This is a genomic window from Halioglobus sp. Uisw_031 (assembly GCF_047729875.1).
Classification (GTDB): Bacteria; Pseudomonadota; Gammaproteobacteria; order Pseudomonadales; family Halieaceae; genus Marimicrobium.
This window is the reverse complement of sequence record NZ_CP159826.1, coordinates 3,680,420-3,698,483: the sequence shown is the minus strand read 5'-3', so window position 1 is coordinate 3,698,483 and position 18,064 is coordinate 3,680,420. Positions and strand designations below refer to the sequence as shown.

Below are 18,064 nucleotides of genomic sequence, written 5' to 3'. Positions count from 1 at the left end.
AGCGACGGGAATGGGGCCGCCCTGATCGCGGCCCTCAATAACCTGTGAGGAGCAAGGCGTGAATATTAATCTTACGCTTATTGGGCAGATGATCGCATTTGTCTGCTTTGTCATGTTTTGCATGAAGTATGTGTGGCCGCCTATATTGGCGGCAATGGCAGAGCGCGAGAAGAAGATGGCTGACGGGTTGGCGGCTGCAGATCGCGCTGGTCACGATCTGGAGCTAGCAAAACAAAAGGCCGTAGAGCGTCTTATCGAGGCTAAGCATGAAGCGGCGGCTATCGTCGACGCTGCCAACAAGCGCGGTATTCAGATCGTAGACGAAGCCAAAAGTACTGCCGTTGTTGAGGCCGGTCGTGTTAAGACCGCTGCCCAAGCAGAAATTGAGCAAGAGACTAATCGTGCGCGGGAGCACTTGCGTGGTCAGGTAGCCGCGTTGTCTCTCGCAGGCGCTGAAAAGATTTTGGGTGCGGCTATTGATCAGAAGGCACATGCCGGTCTGGTTGATAAGCTGGCTGCAGAGTTGTAACCCGGGGGAGCTATGGCGGAGTTAAGCACAATCGCACGTCCCTATGCTAAGGCGGCTTTCGAGTACGCTCGGGATAAGGGTCAGTTGTCACAGTGGGATAAGGAGTTAGCTGCCGTAGCGGCAGTGAGTTTGGACGACACGATGGACGGAGTGCTTCACAATCCTGCCCTGACAGCGGAGCAGCAGGCACAGACGTTAAATGGCGTGTGCGGCGAATCATTGGGAGCGGAAACGCAAAGCTTTGTCTCAATTCTCGCCTCTAACAAGCGCCTTGCCTTGTTGCCCGAGATCCATTCCTTGTTTGCTCAGTACAAGGCAAATCAGGAAAAGTCGGTTGACGTCGAGGTGATATCTGCCTTTGATCTTGCTGACGCGGCACGGGACAAATTAGCCACAGTATTAGGCAAAAAACTTGAACGCGAAGTGAAGGTGCGCACGTCAACAGACAGCAATCTTTTGGGTGGCGTTTTAATCAGAGCCGGTGATCTAGTGATCGATGGCTCCGTGCGTGGCGGGCTAAACAAGCTTGCCGAAGCAATGAATTCCTAGACTTTAAGACATAGGATTGAGGAATAGAGCATGCAGCAACTGAATCCATCTGAGATTAGCGAGATTATCAAGCAGCGCATCGACCAGCTCGATGTCACTGCGGAAGCTCGCAATGAAGGCACGATAGTATCGGTTACAGACGGTATTATTCGTATCCATGGTCTTGCCGAAGTGATGTACGGCGAGATGATTGAATTTGAAGGCGGCATCTACGGGATGGCGCTAAACCTTGAGCGCGACTCAGTGGGCGCTGTGATTCTCGGCGACTACAAGAGTATTGCAGAAGGGCAGTCTTGTCGCTGCACGGGCCGTATTCTAGAGGTGCCCGTAGGGCCGGAACTGCAGGGGCGCGTTGTAGATGCGCTGGGGTCTCCTATTGATGGCAAAGGCCCTATCAATGCGGCGATGACCGATGCCCTTGAAAAAGTGGCGCCTGGCGTTATTGCTCGGCAGTCCGTTGATCAACCGGTACAGATTGGCCTGAAAGCCATCGATGCCATGGTGCCTATCGGCCGCGGTCAGCGTGAACTGATTATTGGCGATCGCCAAATCGGAAAGACGGCTATCGCTGTTGATGCCATTATCAATCAGAAAGGTTCAGGGATTAAGTGTATTTATGTCGCCATTGGGCAAAAAGCATCCTCTGTTGCAGCGGTGGTGCGCAAGCTCGAAGAGCACGGTGCAATGGATCATACGATTATTGTTGCCGCAACCGCATCTGATCCGGCGGCAATGCAATACTTGGCGCCGTTTGCGGGCTGCACCATGGGAGAGTATTACCGAGACCGCGGTGAAGATGCTCTAATTATTTACGATGATCTGACTAAGCAGGCTTGGGCCTACCGCCAGATATCATTGCTGCTGCGTCGGCCGCCTGGCCGGGAAGCTTACCCCGGGGACGTTTTTTATCTTCATTCGCGTTTGTTGGAGCGTGCAGCTCGGGTCAACGCGAAGTACGTAGAAGACTTTACTAAAGGCGCAGTGAAAGGCAAGACCGGTTCGCTTACCGCGTTGCCGGTGATTGAGACTCAGGCTGGAGACGTCTCAGCGTTTGTTCCAACTAACGTGATTTCTATTACTGATGGCCAGATTTTTCTGGAAGCGGATATGTTCAATGCGGGGATTCGTCCTGCGATGAACGCGGGTATTTCTGTATCGCGTGTGGGTGGTGCGGCTCAAACCAAAATCATCAAGAAGCTGTCCGGCGGTATTCGTACAGCCTTGGCGCAGTATCGAGAACTTGCTGCTTTTTCTCAGTTTGCCTCGGACCTGGATGATGCCACTAGGGCGCAGCTGGATCATGGTGAACGCGTCACCGAGCTGATGAAGCAAAAGCAGTATTCGCCGCAAAGTATTGCTGAGATGGGCTTAGTACTTTTCGCCGCAGATAAAGGCTATCTGGAAGATATTGAGGTCGATAAGATCGGTGATTTTGAAGGTGCGCTGCTGTCTTATATGCATTCAGAGCACGGAGACTTGATGAGCAGTGTCGCCGCTTCGGGCAATTATAACGACGAAATCGACGCCAGCTTCAAGGCCGCGATTGAGACGTTTAAAAGCACGCAGACCTGGTAGGGCCGAGGACGCGTAAATGGCAGCTGGAAAAGAAATACGGACTAAGATCTCGAGCATTCAGAGCACGCAAAAGATCACTAGTGCGATGGAAATGGTTGCGGCAAGCAAGATGCGCAGAGCTCAGGAGCGCATGCAGCTAGGCAAGCCTTACTCGCGACGTATGCGCGCCGTTGTTGGCCATATTGCCAATGCAGCGCCAGAGTATAAGCATATGTATATGGAAACGCGTGAGGTCAAGCGCGTAGGTTACATTGTCGTATCCACCGATCGAGGCCTGTGTGGCGGCCTTAACATGAACCTGTTTAAAACTACGGTCAGGTCAATGAAGGGTTGGAACGACCAGGGCGTCGATGTAGACCTTAGTTTGATCGGCGCTAAGGCGGCGGCTTTTTTTAGTAGCCTAGGAGGTAATGTAACCGCTGCCGTTCGTGATTTGGGTGAAGAGCCATCGCTTTCCAGCTTGATTGGCGGGGTAAAGGCGATGCTGAACGCCTATGAAGAGGGCAAGATTGACCGGCTCTATCTAGTGGGCAATCAGTTTGTGAATACCATGACGCAACAACCTGAAGTGGAGCAGCTGTTACCGCTTGAGGCAGAGCAGAGCCATGAGATGAAACACCACTGGGACTATATTTATGAGCCTGACGCAAAAGAATTATTGGAAGATCTGCTGACCCGCTATATCGAGTCCCAGGTGTATCAGGCCGTGGTCGAAAACGGCGCCTGTGAACAGGCCGCACGGATGCTGGCGATGAAAAACGCCACCGAAAATGCAGGGGACTTGATTGATGACCTACAGCTTATATACAACAAGGCGCGACAGGCAGCGATTACTCAGGAGCTGTCCGAAATTGTGAGTGGGGCTGCTGCGATTAGCTAACGCCTGTCCAGCAGAATCAGTATAAATAAAGATGGGGCTTTGGACGATGGTCCGAGCCAGCCAGAATTGAACTTTGATCTAGAGGATCCGAACATGAGCAGCGGACGAATCGTACAAATTATTGGCGCCGTACTCGACGTTGAGTTCCCGCGTGACAGTGTGCCGCGGGTATACGATGCACTAAAAGTAACAGAAAAAGGTCTGACCTTAGAGGTGCAGCAGCAGTTAGGCGACGGCGTTGTTCGAACAATTGCTATGGGATCGTCCGAGGGTATTAGTCGGGGCTTGGCGGTGGAGAACACAGGCGGACCCATCTGTGTCCCAGTGGGTATTGAGACGCTGGGGCGCATTATGGACGTTCTGGGTAACCCGATCGACGAATGTGGCCCAATCGGAGCGAAAGAGACCGCCTCTATTCACCGAAAAGCGCCCAGCTATGAAGACTTAGCCGCGTCAAATGAATTGTTGGAGACGGGCATTAAGGTGATCGATCTTGTGTGTCCTTTTGCCAAGGGCGGCAAGGTCGGTCTGTTCGGCGGGGCCGGTGTGGGTAAAACCGTCAACATGATGGAGCTTATTAACAACATTGCTACTGAGCACTCCGGCTTGTCGGTATTCGCAGGTGTGGGAGAGCGCACAAGAGAAGGTAATGACTTTTACTTCGAGATGCAGGAATCCAAAGTCGTGGATGTTGAAAACTTTTCCAACTCTAAAGTTGCGATGGTGTATGGCCAGATGAACGAGCCTCCAGGTAACCGATTGCGCGTAGCGCTGACCGGTCTGACTATGGCTGAAAAATTTCGTGACGAAGGTCGAGATGTACTGCTGTTTATCGACAACATCTACCGATACACTCTGGCGGGAACTGAAGTGTCAGCGCTGTTGGGTCGTATGCCTTCTGCCGTGGGTTATCAGCCGACATTGGCAGAAGAGATGGGTGTACTTCAGGAGCGAATTACCTCCACGAAGGTGGGTTCGATCACATCAATTCAGGCGGTCTATGTGCCGGCGGACGACTTGACTGACCCATCACCAGCAACGACTTTTGCTCACCTCGATTCAACCGTGGTGCTGAGTCGAGATATTGCAGCGAAGGGCATCTATCCCGCGGTAGACCCGCTCGATTCAACCTCGCGTCAGCTTGACCCCCTTATTATCGGCCATGAGCATTACGATACCGCTCGCGGGGTGCAGAACGTGTTGCAGCGCTATAAGGAACTGAAAGATATTATTGCCATTTTGGGTATGGACGAACTGTCTGAGGAAGACAAGCAGACGGTAAACCGTGCACGTAAGATTGAGCGCTTTTTATCCCAGCCTTTCCATGTAGCGGAAATCTTCACTGGCGCACCCGGTAAGTATGTGTCTCTGAAGGAAACGATTGCTGGCTTTCAGGGCATACTGTCGGGCGAATATGACCATTTGCCGGAACAGGCGTTTTACATGGTGGGCGGTATAGAAGAAGCCGTCGAGAAAGCCAAAAACCTGTAAGCAGAAAGGCTTTAGAGAGACTATGATATGTCGATGACAATTCACTGTGATATCGTCAGTGCCGAGGAGGAAATCTTTTCTGGTTTGGTAGAGATGCTTGTGGCAACAGGCAGTGAGGGTGAGTTGGGTGTGACGTATGGTCACGCGCCTCTGTTGTCTGCGCTGGTTCCTGGTCCGGTGCGTATCGTGACCCAAAACGGGGACGAGCAGGTGTACTATGTGTCTGGTGGTTTTCTAGAAGTGCAGCCCGGCGTGGTCTCTATTCTGGCGGACACGGCTATCCGTGCCGACGATGTTGACGAAGCGGCTGCAGAAGAGGCGCGCAAGGAGGCGGAGCAGGCAATTGCGAACCAAACCGGCGACTTTGATTACGGGCGTGCATCCGCACAACTGGCGGAAGCGGCGGCTCAGCTGGCGACCCTACGAAAAATGAGGAACAGGTCGGGCCGCGGTTAGTCGCACTCTCCCCTTTTTAGTCGATTTTAAGCGGTCTTTTCTGGTCACGAAAGTCAAGGTACTATATAGGCATACTGCATTCGCGTGTGCCGGCGCTCTTTTTCTTGCAGTTCCTATCATCAATGACCGGCGGCAGCTGCAGCGACGTGCTTGACGTCCTCTTTTTACGCAACCGCCGCGACAGAAGTCATAGGCGGCGGTAGTTGGCGTTATATGCCCAGCAGCGCATAATACATCTTGGAAAAACAAGAACAGATTCTTTTGCTAGGAAGGCCAATGGATATAACGGGAAAGCAATTACCATGAAACTGGAAGTCGTGATTCTCGCCGCGGGTCAGGGAAAGCGGATGAAATCCCGGCTACCAAAGGTGCTGCATGTTGTAGGCGGTATGCCTTTGCTGGAGCATGTGATACGCACAGCACAGGGCCTTGAGCCTAGGGCTATTCATGTGGTCGTTGGACATGGCAGTGAGCAGGTGCAGGACGCTTTAGCGCATTACGATATTAATTGGGTAGTACAGGAACGGCAAGCAGGTACTGGACATGCCGTATTGCAGGCGTTGCCTGCCATCGCTGATGACAGCATTGTATTGGTTCTCTATGGCGATGTGCCATTGACCCGATTATCGACATTGCAAAACCTGGTGCAACAGGCTCGAACAGCACCCGCGCTGTTGACCGCCGAACTGCAGAACCCCCAAGGCTATGGCAGGATACTTCGAGATAAGATAGGCGCGCTTGTTGGCGTGGTCGAGGATAAAGATGCGACACCTATCCAGCGTGACATCAGGGAAATAAACACCGGCTTATTGGCCGCTCCCCAGCGCGATTTTCTTGCGTACTTGCCCCAAGTTGGCAATGACAACCAGCAGGGAGAATATTACCTTCCTGATATACTCGGCCTGGCGGTCGCTAACGGTAAAACAGTGTCTTCTTGTGCAGTGGAGTCTGAGCTGGAGATCTTCGGAGTCAATGACCGCGTTCAGCTCAATCACGTGGAGCGTGAGTACCAACATCGTCAGGCAGAGCAACTAATGCGTGAGGGTGTAAACATTGCCGACCCGGCACGCCTGGATATCCGTGGCAGTCTCTCCTGTGGCGAAGACGTTTCAATTGACATCAACGTTGTATTTGAAGGCAAAGTGACTCTGGGAAATGACGTTTCAGTGGGCGCAAATTGCGTGCTGTCTGACGTTAGTGTGGCGGACGGCTCAGTGATTCACCCTATGAGTCATTTGCAGCAAGCCGTCATTGGTAAAGACTGTAGTGTTGGACCCTATGCTCGGTTGCGCTCAGGAACTGTATTGAGTGAAGGTGCCCGCATTGGCAACTTTGTTGAAACCAAGAAAGCGAGCATAGGCCCGGGCAGCAAGGTCAATCACCTGAGCTATATTGGTGATTGTGATGTAGGCGCAGAGGTTAACATTGGCGCCGGTACCATTACCTGTAACTATGATGGTGTCAATAAACATAAGACGGACATTGGCAAGGGTGTGTTTGTTGGATCCAATAGTACTCTGGTTGCGCCTTTGCAGATTGAGGAACAGGGGTTTGTTGCTGCGGGCTCTACGATTACGGGGAGTGTTGGCAAGGGTGAATTGGCGGTTAGTCGAGCCCGACAGCGTAATATCGAGGGCTGGGTTCGTCCCGGCACGCGAGACACCAAGGACTGACTATGTGTGGCATTGTTGCCGCCGCTGCGCGGCGTGAAGTTTCTGAAATTTTGCTGGAAGGGTTGCGACGTCTGGAATACAGGGGGTATGACTCCGCCGGTATGGCGCTGATAGATCAAGAGCACGGCTTAAGGATACATAAGCGCAAAGGCAAGGTCGCAGAACTGGAAAAGGCCCAGCGAGAACAGCCTTACCATGGAACTACGGGTATTGCTCATACCCGATGGGCGACGCATGGTGAGCCTTCTGGCGTAAACGCGCATCCCCATATATCCGGTCGGCGTGTTGCGTTGGTGCATAACGGCATCATAGAAAACCATGCAACATTGCGTGCGGAACTCGTCGAAGAGGGTTACGAAATCACATCGGCCACTGACACCGAGGTTATCGTTCATCTTCTGCACCGCAGTCTTGCGATCGGTGGATCATTGCTGCAAGCCATGCAACAAACGGTGGCTAAACTCGAAGGAGCTTATGCCCTAGCGGCGATAGATACTCAAAACCCTGACACAGTTGTGGGCGCGCGAAAAGGTAGTCCGTTGGTGGTAGGTGTGGGCATAGGCGAAAACTTTCTGGCATCTGACACAATGGCGCTGCGCCAGGTAACAGATCGTTTTATTTATCTGGAAGAAGCTGACTTGGTTTGCATCACTCCGGCCAGCGTGCAGGTATACAGCGCTGATGGCAGAGAGGCTAAGCGGCCAATAGCGCGCATTGAAGAGGGGCTGGAAGCAGCCGATATGGGCGACTTTGAGCACTACATGATCAAGGAAATATTCGAACAGCCGGAGGCGCTTGAGGCAACATTCGCCGGCGCGATTAACGCGCAAAAGATCGAGGAGCGTTTCGGCCCTGCCGCGCCGGCTTTGTTCGACCAAGTCAAAAAAGTACAGATTGTAGCCTGCGGCACCAGTTTTCATGCCGGCATGGTGGCCCGTTATTGGCTGGAGGAAATTGCGGGAGTGAGTTGTGTCGTTGAAGTCGCGTCGGAGTTTCGTTACCGAAAGCGCGTGCAGCATGCGGGTACGTTGCTGGTGGTGATCTCTCAGTCAGGTGAAACCGCCGATACGTTGGCGGCTCTGCGTAACGCCAGTGCGGACGAATTCATAGGCAGCCTAGTGGTGTCCAACGTGGATAATAGTTCTCTGGTTCGAGAATGTGATCTGGTGTTTCTGACGCGAGCTGGCATTGAAATTGGGGTTGCTTCAACGAAGGCATTTACGACACAGTTGGTCGCCCTGCTAATGTTGACCCTGGCGTTGGGCCGCCGTCGCGAGCTGCCGGATAGCCGGCAGCAGGACATTATTACAGCCCTGCAGGATCTACCACAGTGTGTGCGGCAAACACTTGAGCTCAATGAGGCTATACGGCTGTTGTCGGAAGCCTTTATACCCAAACGGCACGCTCTTTTTCTCGGTCGTGGCATTCAGTATCCCATTGCCATGGAGGGTGCGCTTAAACTAAAGGAAATTTCCTACATTCACGCCGAGGCCTATCCCGCGGGGGAATTGAAACATGGCCCTCTGGCTCTGGTAGACCACGATATGCCTGTGGTGGCCGTGGCGCCTAATGATGAACTTTTGGGGAAACTGAAATCCAATCTGGAAGAGGTGCGCTCGCGCGGCGGTGAGCTGTTTGTTTTTGCTGATAAAGAAGCGGGGTTTGCCAACGAGCCCCGTGTGCAAATCTTGCCTATGCCTCATTGCCCTGAGGTTATCAGGCCAATAGTATATACGGTGGCGTTGCAGTTGTTGTCATACCACGTTGCTTTGCAAAAAGGCACCGATGTCGACAAACCGCGCAACCTGGCCAAGTCTGTCACAGTGGAGTAATTCACAACGGTGAGCGACGGGCAACAGAGCGAACGGTAGCGTATTTTTCTATAAGCGCGATACGGTTTTTTACCGTATCGTCAGGAGTAACCGTCCGGAGCGGGAAACGCTCGGACGGCCAAAGGGACTAATCGACATCAGCGGGGTTCGCTTTTTTATACGCGCGCAAAGCCTCATTAAAGTCATTAGCAACTTGCTCTTCGCTAGAGACGGATGCGTTGTAGTCCTCATTAAGCTGTGCCAGCGTATTCGTTAACTCAGGACCAGGAGAGTCACCTGCGGCAGCTACTTCGGCCGCGGTTACGAGTGGGTCTAAGCATGCTCGGTAGTCCGTGTTTACCGCCTGATAAGCTTTCACTGCTTTTTGCCCTGCCAGCATCTGCTCCATAGTCGCAGTAGCGCCATCAGGCAGTGTGGGTGACGGTGGCGCAGTGCAGTCGTCAGCAATGCTTGCCGTACTTCCTAGGACCAGGCCAATTAGCGCCAGTTTGATATAATTCATCACAAATACCTCATCTATGTAGTGTTTTTAGTGTGCTCACTGTATCCAGCAGGGAAAACAGTAACAGGACAAGCAGCTTCTGCCAAGTCAGGCCGAGACATTGTCAGCGGCCTACTCGTGGCCGACCCACAACTTATCTAGGGTTAACTCTGCCTCCAACTTACGCGCTACTTGCGCGGCCGCGCTTTTATTGGCCAGCCCGATCACCCTAACCCGATAGTATGTCTTACCCTCTCTGGTGCTTGCGGACACGATAACTTTGCCCGCGTCAGGGCGCACCTTGTCCACCCATTTTTCTGCAGCGGCGCGCGTACTGTAGGAGCTAACATTGACGAACCAAGCACCTGAAGATGCCGTCAAGGAGGCCGTGACCGCCGCAGGCTGAGGGCTGACGAATACTGGTGTAGAGGGTTTAGGTGCTACCGGGTCAGCGCTGTTCGATGCAGAACGCTGTGTTTCCGCTGAGACCGACGTGACAATCACTTTATTGCTAGCTGGCAGCAAGGCTTGGCTGGCCTCCAGTTGGATCTCAAGTTCAGCCACAGCATTCGTCAGTCGGCGGTTTTCGCGCATAAGCGCTTCTGCATTTATGGTCAGCCCGTCATACGACTGTTTAAGCGTCTGCAGGGCTTTTTGGCTAACGCCTGCATCGTCAAGGCTTGTCACTGTCGTCAGAGTCTCTCGCAACTGCCGAAGCTCTTCCACGGTTTCAGCGCGCTCCTGTATGACGCCGTAACCACCGGCAGCTAACAGCATGAGGGCTACAGCCGCAACGGCAATCAAGCCTAACGGCCAGGATTGGGTACTATCTTCAGTTTCATCATTGTCGTTATCTTCATTCTCGAGCCAGTCGTCGGGCTCCCCTGCAAGAGTCTGGTCAGACTCGTATTCTTCTTCACCCTCTTCCTCGAAGGAGAAGGCGTCTTGTTCCTCATCATCCGAACTCGCGTCGTCAAACCCCTCATCTTCGCTATCAGTACTGTAGCTCGAGCTGTAGTCAATATCCCTATCTGGTTCTTCGTATTCATACTCGTCGTTGGCGTTGAAACCCCCAAAGCCGGATTCATGACGTTGCTGTTTATTTTTGGATTCGACATCAGGGGACGTTTCACTGTCACCATCTGAGCCTTCGTGGTTGTCTTTGGACATGGCGTAACAGCACCTGCGTATCGCGACAACCCAGTTTGATCATAAAGCACCGGTAAGGCAACATCATTGTGAAGGAACTGCTGTTGGGCATTGATAAAGAATAAGGGTACGTTCCACGGTTCGAATGTAGTTAGAATAGGCATATGGACGTATCTGATATTCTCTCTCCTCTGAACGAGGCCCAACGGGATGCTGTCGCCGCAGAAAACCAGAATATGCTTGTTCTGGCCGGCGCCGGCAGCGGCAAAACGCGGGTGCTTGTGCACCGCATCGCATGGCTAATTAGAGCGGAGAACTTTTCCCCGTGGTCAATTCTGGCAGTGACCTTTACCAATAAAGCGGCCAGGGAAATGCGCAGTCGTATAGAGGAAATGCTGCAAATCCCATCCCACGGCATGTGGGTCGGCACCTTTCATGGCCTCGCTCATCGGCTGCTGAAGGCACACTGGCAGGACGCCGGTCTGCCGCAAAATTTTCAGATACTGGATAGTGACGATCAGCTCCGCCTAGTTAAGCGAGTGTGCAGGGACTTGAGCTTGGATGAGTCTCGCTGGCCCCCCAAACAAGCCATGTGGTATATCAACACACAAAAAGATGAGGGGTTGCGCAGCGCGCATATCGATGCGCCGCCAGGGGATTTATTTGTCCAGACCATGTTGCAGGTGTATCGCGCTTACGAGATTGCGTGTGACCGCGCTGGCTTGGTGGACTTTGCTGAATTGCTGCTGCGCGCGCATGAATTGTGGCTTAAAAAGCCCCAAGTATTAAAGCACTATCAAGGCCGTTTTCGACAGATTCTAGTGGATGAGTTTCAGGATACCAATACGGTTCAGTACGCATGGCTGCGGGTGTTAGCCGGCGCACACATTCCCGTGGTCGCCGTGGGAGATGACGACCAGTCTATTTACGGTTGGCGCGGGGCAAAGATTGAGAACATTCAACGTTTTACCGAAGACTTTAGCGATACCCGGACTATTCGCCTGGAGCAGAATTACCGCTCGACCCAGACAATTTTACAGGCCGCTAATGGTGTGATTGCGCAAAATTCTGGTCGGCTAGGCAAGGAGCTCTGGACCGATGGAGAGATTGGCGAAGCGATAAGCCTTTACGCAGGGTATAACGAGCATGACGAAGCTCGCTATATCGTAGAGCAGGCAGAGCAGTGGTTACTTGATGGCAACAATCGCTCTTCGGTCGCCATTTTGTATCGCTCGAACGCGCAATCACGCGTGCTGGAGGAGGCTTTGATTCGCAGTGCCATACCCTACCGTATTTATGGTGGGCAGCGTTTCTATGAGCGACTGGAAATCCGTAATGCTCTAGCCTATCTGCGCTTGCTGCTAAATCGTGGCGACGATGCGGCAGTGGAAAGAGTCATTAACACGCCGCCACGGGGTATCGGTAGCAAGACACTTGATGCTGTGCGCGGGTGTGCTCGTGACAGGGGTATACCGTTGTGGGGAGCCATTACCGCTGTGCTGGAGGAAAAACGTTTGCCTGCTAGGGCTTTGAGCGCCCTCGAAGGGTTCATTATTTTGATTAACGAGTTGGACTCCGGGACGGGCGACCTTCTTTTAGAAGGGCTGGTGGATCATACAATACAGACATCTGGGCTGCTTCAGTATCACAAGAATGAGAAAGGCGAGAAGGGTCAGGCACGAGTCGAAAACTTGGAGGAATTGGTCAGCGCCGCTAAGCAGTTTGTTGCGGAGGATGATGACCGCTCACCGCAGCAGCAATTTCTTGACCGTGCAGCTCTGGATGCAGGGGATGCTCAGGCGGAGGAACACGAGGACAGCGTCCAACTGATGACCCTTCACTCCGCTAAAGGTTTGGAGTTCCCTCTGGTTTTTCTTGCAGGCATGGAGGAAAACTTGTTTCCCCATCGAATGTCTATGGAGGAGCCGGGGCGCCTGGAAGAGGAGCGACGGCTGTGCTATGTGGGAATCACCCGAGCGATGAAAAAGCTCATCATCACCTATGCCGAATGCCGTCGCCTACACGGTAGCGAAACGTTTAATACGCCCTCGCGATTTGTTCGGGAAATTCCCGCACAGTTACTACAAGAGGTGCGAGTGCACGGCACGATCACACAGCCTGTGAGCAGCCTAAGTCAGGCCCAGGTACCTGACACCGAGCTGTCACTAGGACAGCGAGTCTATCACCAGGTTTTTGGAGAGGGTGTCGTGCTAAACTTTGAAGGGCGCGGCGCAAGTGCTCGGGTGGAAGTCAATTTTGATACTGATGGCAGCAAGTGGCTGGTGTTGCAATACGCTAACCTCCAGTTAATGTAATGCGGCAGGTGTGGAGATGAAATCGAGAATGGGAAACACCTCTAAAGAAAAGCAGTCTATGCCACTGGTTATTTTGTTGCTTGTAGCCGCGCTCGTGGCGACACTCGGCTTTTGGGCTGCAGACCGGTGGGGCACTAAGCCGGCCTCCAGCAATAACGCGTCTATCGGCGGCACCGGAGGCGAGCACTTTCAGTGGAAGATGATTACAACATGGCCCAAGAACTTCCCCGGTCTGGGCTTTGCCGCAGAAAATTTTGCACGCTCTGTCGAGGAAATGAGTAACGGTCGGCTGACGGTCCACGTGTATGGTGCCGGAGAAATAGTACCTGCACTGGGCGTGTTTGAGGCCGTTTCCGAAGGCATCGTGGATGCAGGTCATGGGGCGGCTTATTACTGGAAGGGCAAAGTCCCCGCATCGGTGTTTTTTACTGCCGTGCCTTTTGGCCTGACCGCGCAGGAGACTAACGGCTGGCTACATTACGGCGGTGGCCTCGAGTTGTGGCAGGAGGCATACGCCCCTTATAACTTGGTGCCGATGGCGGGCGGCAGCACCGGTGTGCAAATGGCGGGCTGGTTCAACAAGGAAATTAATTCAATTGCGGACCTAAAAGGGTTGAAGATGCGTATCCCAGGGCTCGCCGGAGAAGTTTTTGCGGCAGCGGGCGGTACTGCCGTAACGATTCCTGGGGGTGAACTTTACACGTCTATGCAGACCGGAGTTATCGATGCAGTCGAGTGGGTAGGCCCGTATAACGACAAGTCGCTGGGGTTTCATCAGGTGGCAAAATATTATTACTATCCCGGTTGGCATGAGCCCGGGTCTATCCTCGAATTTGTCGTTAACAAGGATTCTCTAGAGGCGCTGCCGAAGGACTTGCAAGCCATTGTCAGATTCGCGTCGCGAGCCGCTAATCAAGACATGTTAGACGAGTACACTGCGCGTAACAACGCCGCCCTGCAAAGCCTGGTCGATGAACACGGGGTGCAACTGCGCCGTCTTCCGGACGATGTACTGCTCGCCCTCTGGCACGGTACTCAAGTGGTGATGCAAGAGCTCGTTGAATCTGACCCAATGGCAGCGAAGGTCTATGCCTCCTACAGTGATTTTTATAAGGGAGTGCGCAACTACCACCACATTTCAGAGCAAGCTTATCTTAACGCTCGTGACAAGGTATTTGGCGACGAGGATTTTTAGTGCCGCATGGAGCAGATTATTGGTGAGCGTAATATACCCGCAGCCCTGCGTTAGGCTTTCCTCAGAATGACTATTGTTGAATGGTGCGCGTGCGACCATTTATATCAATGGCAACAAAGACAAACTCTCCTTCAGTGACCTTAATAGGCTCTCGGTCGTGCTGCGAGTTGATCCAGACTTCTACTATAATTCGAATAGAGCTGCGCCCCACTTCAAGCACATCACAATAACAGGACACCACGGCGCCGACATGGACAGGCGTTAGAAACGCCATACCATTGATCGCGACGGTGGCTACCCTGCCACTAGCGACCTCGCTGGCCGTAATCATTCCTGCAATATCCATCTGTGACAATAACCAGCCTCCAAAAATGTCCCCGTTGGCATTGGTGTCTTTCGGCATGGCGACCGTTTGTAGGGCAAGGTCGCCGTGCGGTGCAGGTGCGGTATCGATATCACTCATGTCAATTACCTTTTTCGAATTGGACCGCTCGGTCTATTGGGTTACCGAAGGTAACCAGGTTGCTATTCCTGGCCAAAACCACAGCGCGATTAGCAACGCTAATTGCATGAGTATAAAGGGAACTACACCTTTGTAGATAGCGCTTGTGGTCACTGATTCAGGCGCAACCCCTCGCAGATAGAAAAGCGCAAAACCGAAGGGCGGTGTGAGAAATGAGGTTTGTAGGTTTAACGCTATCATGATGCCCAGCCAGACGGGATCGAGTCCCATCGCTAGAAGAATCGGGCCGACAATAGGCACTACCACGAAGGTAATCTCGATAAAGTCGAGAATAAAGCCCAGTAGGAAAATCACTACCATTACCACCAAAGTAGCAGCCATCACGCCCCCAGGGAGGCCATAGAAAAACGTTTGTATCAGCTCTTCCCCACCAAAACCTCTGAAAACAAGTGAGAACACTGCAGCCCCTATCAGTATCATAAACACCATGCAGGTAATCTCGAGTGTCTGCCGCATGGCATCTTTGAGTCGCACGAAGCCCATTTGTCTTTTGGCGATAGCCAGTAAGAGTGCACCAATCGCGCCGATACCGGCCGCTTCGGTCGGCGTTGCGGCACCGACGAGAATCGACCCGAGGACGAGTATAATTAGCCCTAGTGGCGGTATCAGGCCGCGCACCACCACGCCGGCGGAGACGGGCTCAAGTGCGCTCGGCGGCGCCGTCTCTGGCTTTAGTCGGGCCTGGACCAGCAAATACAAAATGTACATCGCGACGAGTATCAGCCCCGGAATGAGTGCGCCCATGAACAGGTCACCCACGGATACTGTCTTGGGGTTGAGGGTGCCCGTGCTCAGCTGAGCCTGTTGGTAGGCGTTGGAGAGAATGTCTCCTAGCAGCACTAGGGCAATGGAGGGCGGAATAATTTGTCCTAGCGTGCCAGTTGCACAGATCGTTCCAGCTGCGAGAGAAGGACTGTAGCCGCTGCGCAACATGCTCGGGAGAGACAGAAGGCCCATCGTCACCACAGTGGCGCCGACAATACCGGTGCTCGCTGCGAGAAACATACCGACCACGACGACAGAAATACCGAGTCCCCCGCGCAAACTACCGAACAATCGTGCCATGCTGTCGAGCAGCTCTTCAGCCACTCGTGACTTTTCCAAGATAGTGCCCATAAGAATGAACAGTGGGACTGCGATGAGGGTGGAGTTGTTGACGGTACCGAAAATACGGGCAGGGAGGGCAGACAGGAAGCCTGCATCGAAAACCCCAGTAAGCACTCCTCCTGTAGCGAAGGCTAGTGCCGTTCCGGCGAGCGTAAATGCTACTGGGTATCCCAGCATCAGAAATAGACAAACTGCCAGGAATAGATAGAGAGAGAGGTACTCCACTATTTCTCTGCGCTCTCTGTCAGGATAAGAGCGTTACGGAATACTTCCGCGACGGCCTGCAGCGCAAGGGTTATTGCCATCAACGGGATGAGGCTTTTAAGGAGGAACACGGCCGGAATCCCGCCGGGTTCTGCGGAGGTCTCGCGCATGGCCCAAGACGTACTAACGTAATCTGTACTGCTGATGAGTATGAAGCCACACAGCGGGAGCAGGAATATAATACCGCCGAGGCTGTCAACCCAGGCACGCGCCCGCGCATTGAAGTTTCGATAAAAAATATCGACTCGAACATGAGCGCCAACCTTCAGTGCATAGGCAGCACCTAGCAGAAATAGGCTGCCATGCATGTAAATTACGGCTTCTTGTGCGGGGATCGAGCCTATACCAAAGCCATAGCGCAGAACCACGATAAACCCGGTAAGTAAAGCCATGCCAAGGGTAAGCCAGGCGAGCAGGCGGCCGCTGTAGTCGGTAAAGGTGTCGATGCTATGCACACACATGTGCATAACTGATCCAGCAGTCATGCTGTGTCTTGACGCCGCAGCGCGGTCGGCTTTTTCTTAAACACGCTGTTCCAGACTGCGACCACACCCCACGCACTCAAAAGGATGATGTAGGGGTCGACAGGAACCCGGTACCGAATTTTACCCCAGGACACCGCATAACTCAGAGCGAATGACATCACCAGCAGGACAAAAAGCGAAAGTTCTCGTCGCTTTTCCCGTCCTCGCCACATGGAAGCCATGCCCACAACGGCAAAAAGGTATAGAGGCCCTACGCTAAAAATACTGACGGCCATTACAAGATCAGACCCGAAGGGGATATAGCGGACAAAGCGCTCGGTTTTTTTTCTACGCGCGTTCTCCCTTTGTGCTTGGTTGAGGAAGCCCACTCGGGTTGGATAAAGCTCGAAAAACGACACAAATTCATGCGGATAACGCTTTGCCATCCGAGTGAGCATTTTCACCAGTTTACTATCAGCACTGGGTTGAGCTACTGGGGTGCTATCGCCTTTGGCCTGAATTAATTGCCCCTGGCCACGTTTGCCTTCAATTGTTGGAGCCGCCGCGTTTTCCGCCCAAGGGACTAGCTCGTCAAGCGATCTTGCTTCAACCGGAACGAATTTTCCATACTTTACAGCATTGTGCAGCGTCCATGGCACCAGAGACATTAATGCGGACCCTAGAAAAATAGATACGAGTAGCAAACGTAAGCGGCCTGATCTTCTTTGCGCAAAAAGCCACAACGCCACAACCACGATTGATGACAAAACCATAGGTTTTGCGAGGGTGCCTGCACCCAATAGTAGGCCGGCAAGAGCAACCCATGCAACGTATACTGGGCTATCACGCTTGGCCAAAAGGCATAACACCGCCGAGGTCATCAGGCTCGTTAGTAGAATTGCTGGATAAAGTATCCCGCTCATAAAAATACCCATCGGGTAGATGGCCCATAAAGCCCCGGCGACAATACCCACGCTTGATCCGCCGACACGTCTTCCGATAAGGGCAATCTGCAGTGCGATAATCGCGCCGAGCACTGCCTGTACAATACGGATGTAAAAGAAACTTTCGCCACCCATTTTGAACAAACCAGCGAGAAACAGCGGGAACAATGGTGAGCGATCAAAACTCTCCGGAAGCGTACCGTGCTCAACAAAATAACGGGCAATGACGGTATAGTCGAACTCGTCAGCAAAATAAAAGCCGTCCTTCAGCGTAAAAGCGAATACAACGCGAGTGAGGAGTGCAACAAGAAATATAAGAAATAAAACCTGTCGCCCACATAAAAAAACTTCGCTGTTTATTCTTCTAGACAAGAGCTGTCACTTTATATAGTTCTTAGACGCCGAGCATACAATTTTCCATTGCCCTACGCATAGTCTTTAGCGCTTAAAGTACTGAAATAATTCACAAATAGTGAACTTTGTGCCGGCAACGCATCAATGATGGGAAAATAGACGGCCCAAAGCCTCATAGCCCCTGCGGCCTAGTTTATGTATGAGCAGACGAGCGGTAACGTGGTCAAGCTAAAAAGGCCGTTAGCCCCCATAAACCGAGGCCAGGAATGGGGTAATAATCAAA

General features: G+C 52.7%; 16 protein-coding genes. 10 read left to right on the top strand and 6 right to left on the bottom strand.

The features are described 5' to 3' along the window. Positions 1–58: 58 nt before the first annotated feature. From ABXT62_RS16705 to glmS, 8 genes are all read left to right on the top strand, one after another. Positions 59–529: a F0F1 ATP synthase subunit B gene (locus ABXT62_RS16705; RefSeq protein ID WP_415356475.1), complete on the top strand. Its 471-nt coding sequence runs from the start codon at positions 59–61 to the stop codon at positions 527–529. A gap of 12 nt (positions 530–541) precedes the next feature. Further along, positions 542–1,078, top strand: coding sequence for a F0F1 ATP synthase subunit delta (locus tag ABXT62_RS16700; protein WP_415356474.1), 537 nt, complete (start codon positions 542–544; stop codon positions 1,076–1,078). 30 nt (positions 1,079–1,108) lie between these two features. Next, on the top strand, positions 1,109–2,653 hold the full coding sequence (gene atpA, locus ABXT62_RS16695) for a F0F1 ATP synthase subunit alpha (RefSeq protein ID WP_415356473.1): 1,545 nt from the start codon (positions 1,109–1,111) through the stop codon (positions 2,651–2,653). A gap of 16 nt (positions 2,654–2,669) precedes the next feature. Then, on the top strand, positions 2,670–3,533 hold the full coding sequence (atpG, locus tag ABXT62_RS16690; RefSeq protein WP_415356472.1) for a F0F1 ATP synthase subunit gamma: 864 nt from the start codon (positions 2,670–2,672) through the stop codon (positions 3,531–3,533). Positions 3,534–3,626: 93 nt separating this feature from the next. After that, the gene (gene atpD / locus ABXT62_RS16685) at positions 3,627–5,024 is read left to right on the top strand and encodes a F0F1 ATP synthase subunit beta (protein WP_415356471.1); all 1,398 of its coding nucleotides are present in this window, start codon (positions 3,627–3,629) and stop codon (positions 5,022–5,024) included. A 27-nt stretch (positions 5,025–5,051) separates the two neighbouring features. After that, positions 5,052–5,480, top strand: coding sequence for a F0F1 ATP synthase subunit epsilon (locus tag ABXT62_RS16680; protein WP_415356470.1), 429 nt, complete (start codon positions 5,052–5,054; stop codon positions 5,478–5,480). A 302-nt stretch (positions 5,481–5,782) separates the two neighbouring features. Then, the gene (glmU, locus tag ABXT62_RS16675; protein WP_415356469.1) at positions 5,783–7,153 is read left to right on the top strand and encodes a bifunctional UDP-N-acetylglucosamine diphosphorylase/glucosamine-1-phosphate N-acetyltransferase GlmU; all 1,371 of its coding nucleotides are present in this window, start codon (positions 5,783–5,785) and stop codon (positions 7,151–7,153) included. Between the two features lie 2 nt (positions 7,154–7,155). After that, on the top strand, positions 7,156–8,985 hold the full coding sequence (glmS, locus tag ABXT62_RS16670; RefSeq protein ID WP_415356468.1) for a glutamine--fructose-6-phosphate transaminase (isomerizing): 1,830 nt from the start codon (positions 7,156–7,158) through the stop codon (positions 8,983–8,985). A gap of 127 nt (positions 8,986–9,112) precedes the next feature. On the opposite strand, the gene ABXT62_RS16665 is transcribed toward glmS, so the two are convergent. Next, positions 9,113–9,487, bottom strand: coding sequence for a hypothetical protein (locus ABXT62_RS16665; RefSeq protein WP_415356467.1), 375 nt, complete (start codon positions 9,485–9,487; stop codon positions 9,113–9,115). Between the two features lie 111 nt (positions 9,488–9,598). After that, on the bottom strand, positions 9,599–10,636 hold the full coding sequence (locus ABXT62_RS16660; protein ID WP_415356466.1) for an SPOR domain-containing protein: 1,038 nt from the start codon (positions 10,634–10,636) through the stop codon (positions 9,599–9,601). A 143-nt stretch (positions 10,637–10,779) separates the two neighbouring features. Between ABXT62_RS16660 and uvrD the strand changes: the two genes are divergently transcribed. Together uvrD and ABXT62_RS16650 are read left to right on the top strand one after the other, a co-directional pair. Next, on the top strand, positions 10,780–12,930 hold the full coding sequence (uvrD, locus tag ABXT62_RS16655; RefSeq protein ID WP_415356465.1) for a DNA helicase II: 2,151 nt from the start codon (positions 10,780–10,782) through the stop codon (positions 12,928–12,930). 16 nt (positions 12,931–12,946) lie between these two features. Continuing rightward, entirely contained in the window at positions 12,947–14,125 is a 1,179-nt protein-coding gene (locus ABXT62_RS16650) for a TRAP transporter substrate-binding protein (RefSeq protein ID WP_415356464.1), read from the top strand. Positions 14,126–14,195: 70 nt separating this feature from the next. Here ABXT62_RS16650 and ABXT62_RS16645 read toward each other — a convergent pair whose 3' ends face one another. Genes ABXT62_RS16645 through ABXT62_RS16630 form a run of 4 tightly spaced genes read right to left on the bottom strand, consistent with a single transcriptional unit; the run spans position 14,196 to position 17,799 of the window. After that, positions 14,196–14,588, bottom strand: coding sequence for an acyl-CoA thioesterase (locus tag ABXT62_RS16645; protein ID WP_415356463.1), 393 nt, complete (start codon positions 14,586–14,588; stop codon positions 14,196–14,198). Positions 14,589–14,621: 33 nt separating this feature from the next. Further along, on the bottom strand, positions 14,622–15,983 hold the full coding sequence (locus ABXT62_RS16640; protein ID WP_415358237.1) for a TRAP transporter large permease: 1,362 nt from the start codon (positions 15,981–15,983) through the stop codon (positions 14,622–14,624). After that, positions 15,980–16,504 (bottom strand): TRAP transporter small permease subunit, encoded by a 525-nt coding sequence (locus ABXT62_RS16635; RefSeq protein ID WP_415356462.1) that lies wholly within the window; start codon positions 16,502–16,504, stop codon positions 15,980–15,982. Before ABXT62_RS16635 ends, ABXT62_RS16640 begins: the two co-directional genes overlap by 4 nt. Then, on the bottom strand, positions 16,501–17,799 hold the full coding sequence (locus ABXT62_RS16630) for an ArnT family glycosyltransferase (protein WP_415356461.1): 1,299 nt from the start codon (positions 17,797–17,799) through the stop codon (positions 16,501–16,503). The genes ABXT62_RS16635 and ABXT62_RS16630 overlap by 4 nt, the downstream gene beginning before the upstream one ends. Positions 17,800–18,064: the final 265 nt, after the last annotated feature.

Bases quoted from the DNA above. Each gene is read 5' to 3' on its own strand.
- ABXT62_RS16680 (WP_415356470.1), top strand. From the start codon at position 5,052: ATGTCGATGACAATTCACTGTGATATCGTCAGTGCCGAGGAGGAAATC.
- atpG (WP_415356472.1), top strand. From the start codon at position 2,670: ATGGCAGCTGGAAAAGAAATACGGACTAAGATCTCGAGCATTCAGAGC.
- uvrD (WP_415356465.1), top strand. From the start codon at position 10,780: ATGGACGTATCTGATATTCTCTCTCCTCTGAACGAGGCCCAACGGGAT.
- glmS (WP_415356468.1), top strand. From the start codon at position 7,156: ATGTGTGGCATTGTTGCCGCCGCTGCGCGGCGTGAAGTTTCTGAAATT.
- ABXT62_RS16700 (WP_415356474.1), top strand. From the start codon at position 542: ATGGCGGAGTTAAGCACAATCGCACGTCCCTATGCTAAGGCGGCTTTC.
- atpD (WP_415356471.1), top strand. From the start codon at position 3,627: ATGAGCAGCGGACGAATCGTACAAATTATTGGCGCCGTACTCGACGTT.
- ABXT62_RS16635 (WP_415356462.1), bottom strand. From the start codon at position 16,504: ATGACTGCTGGATCAGTTATGCACATGTGTGTGCATAGCATCGACACC.
- ABXT62_RS16665 (WP_415356467.1), bottom strand. From the start codon at position 9,487: ATGAATTATATCAAACTGGCGCTAATTGGCCTGGTCCTAGGAAGTACG.
- ABXT62_RS16645 (WP_415356463.1), bottom strand. From the start codon at position 14,588: ATGAGTGATATCGATACCGCACCTGCACCGCACGGCGACCTTGCCCTA.
- glmU (WP_415356469.1), top strand. From the start codon at position 5,783: ATGAAACTGGAAGTCGTGATTCTCGCCGCGGGTCAGGGAAAGCGGATG.
- atpA (WP_415356473.1), top strand. From the start codon at position 1,109: ATGCAGCAACTGAATCCATCTGAGATTAGCGAGATTATCAAGCAGCGC.
- ABXT62_RS16650 (WP_415356464.1), top strand. From the start codon at position 12,947: ATGAAATCGAGAATGGGAAACACCTCTAAAGAAAAGCAGTCTATGCCA.
- ABXT62_RS16660 (WP_415356466.1), bottom strand. From the start codon at position 10,636: ATGTCCAAAGACAACCACGAAGGCTCAGATGGTGACAGTGAAACGTCC.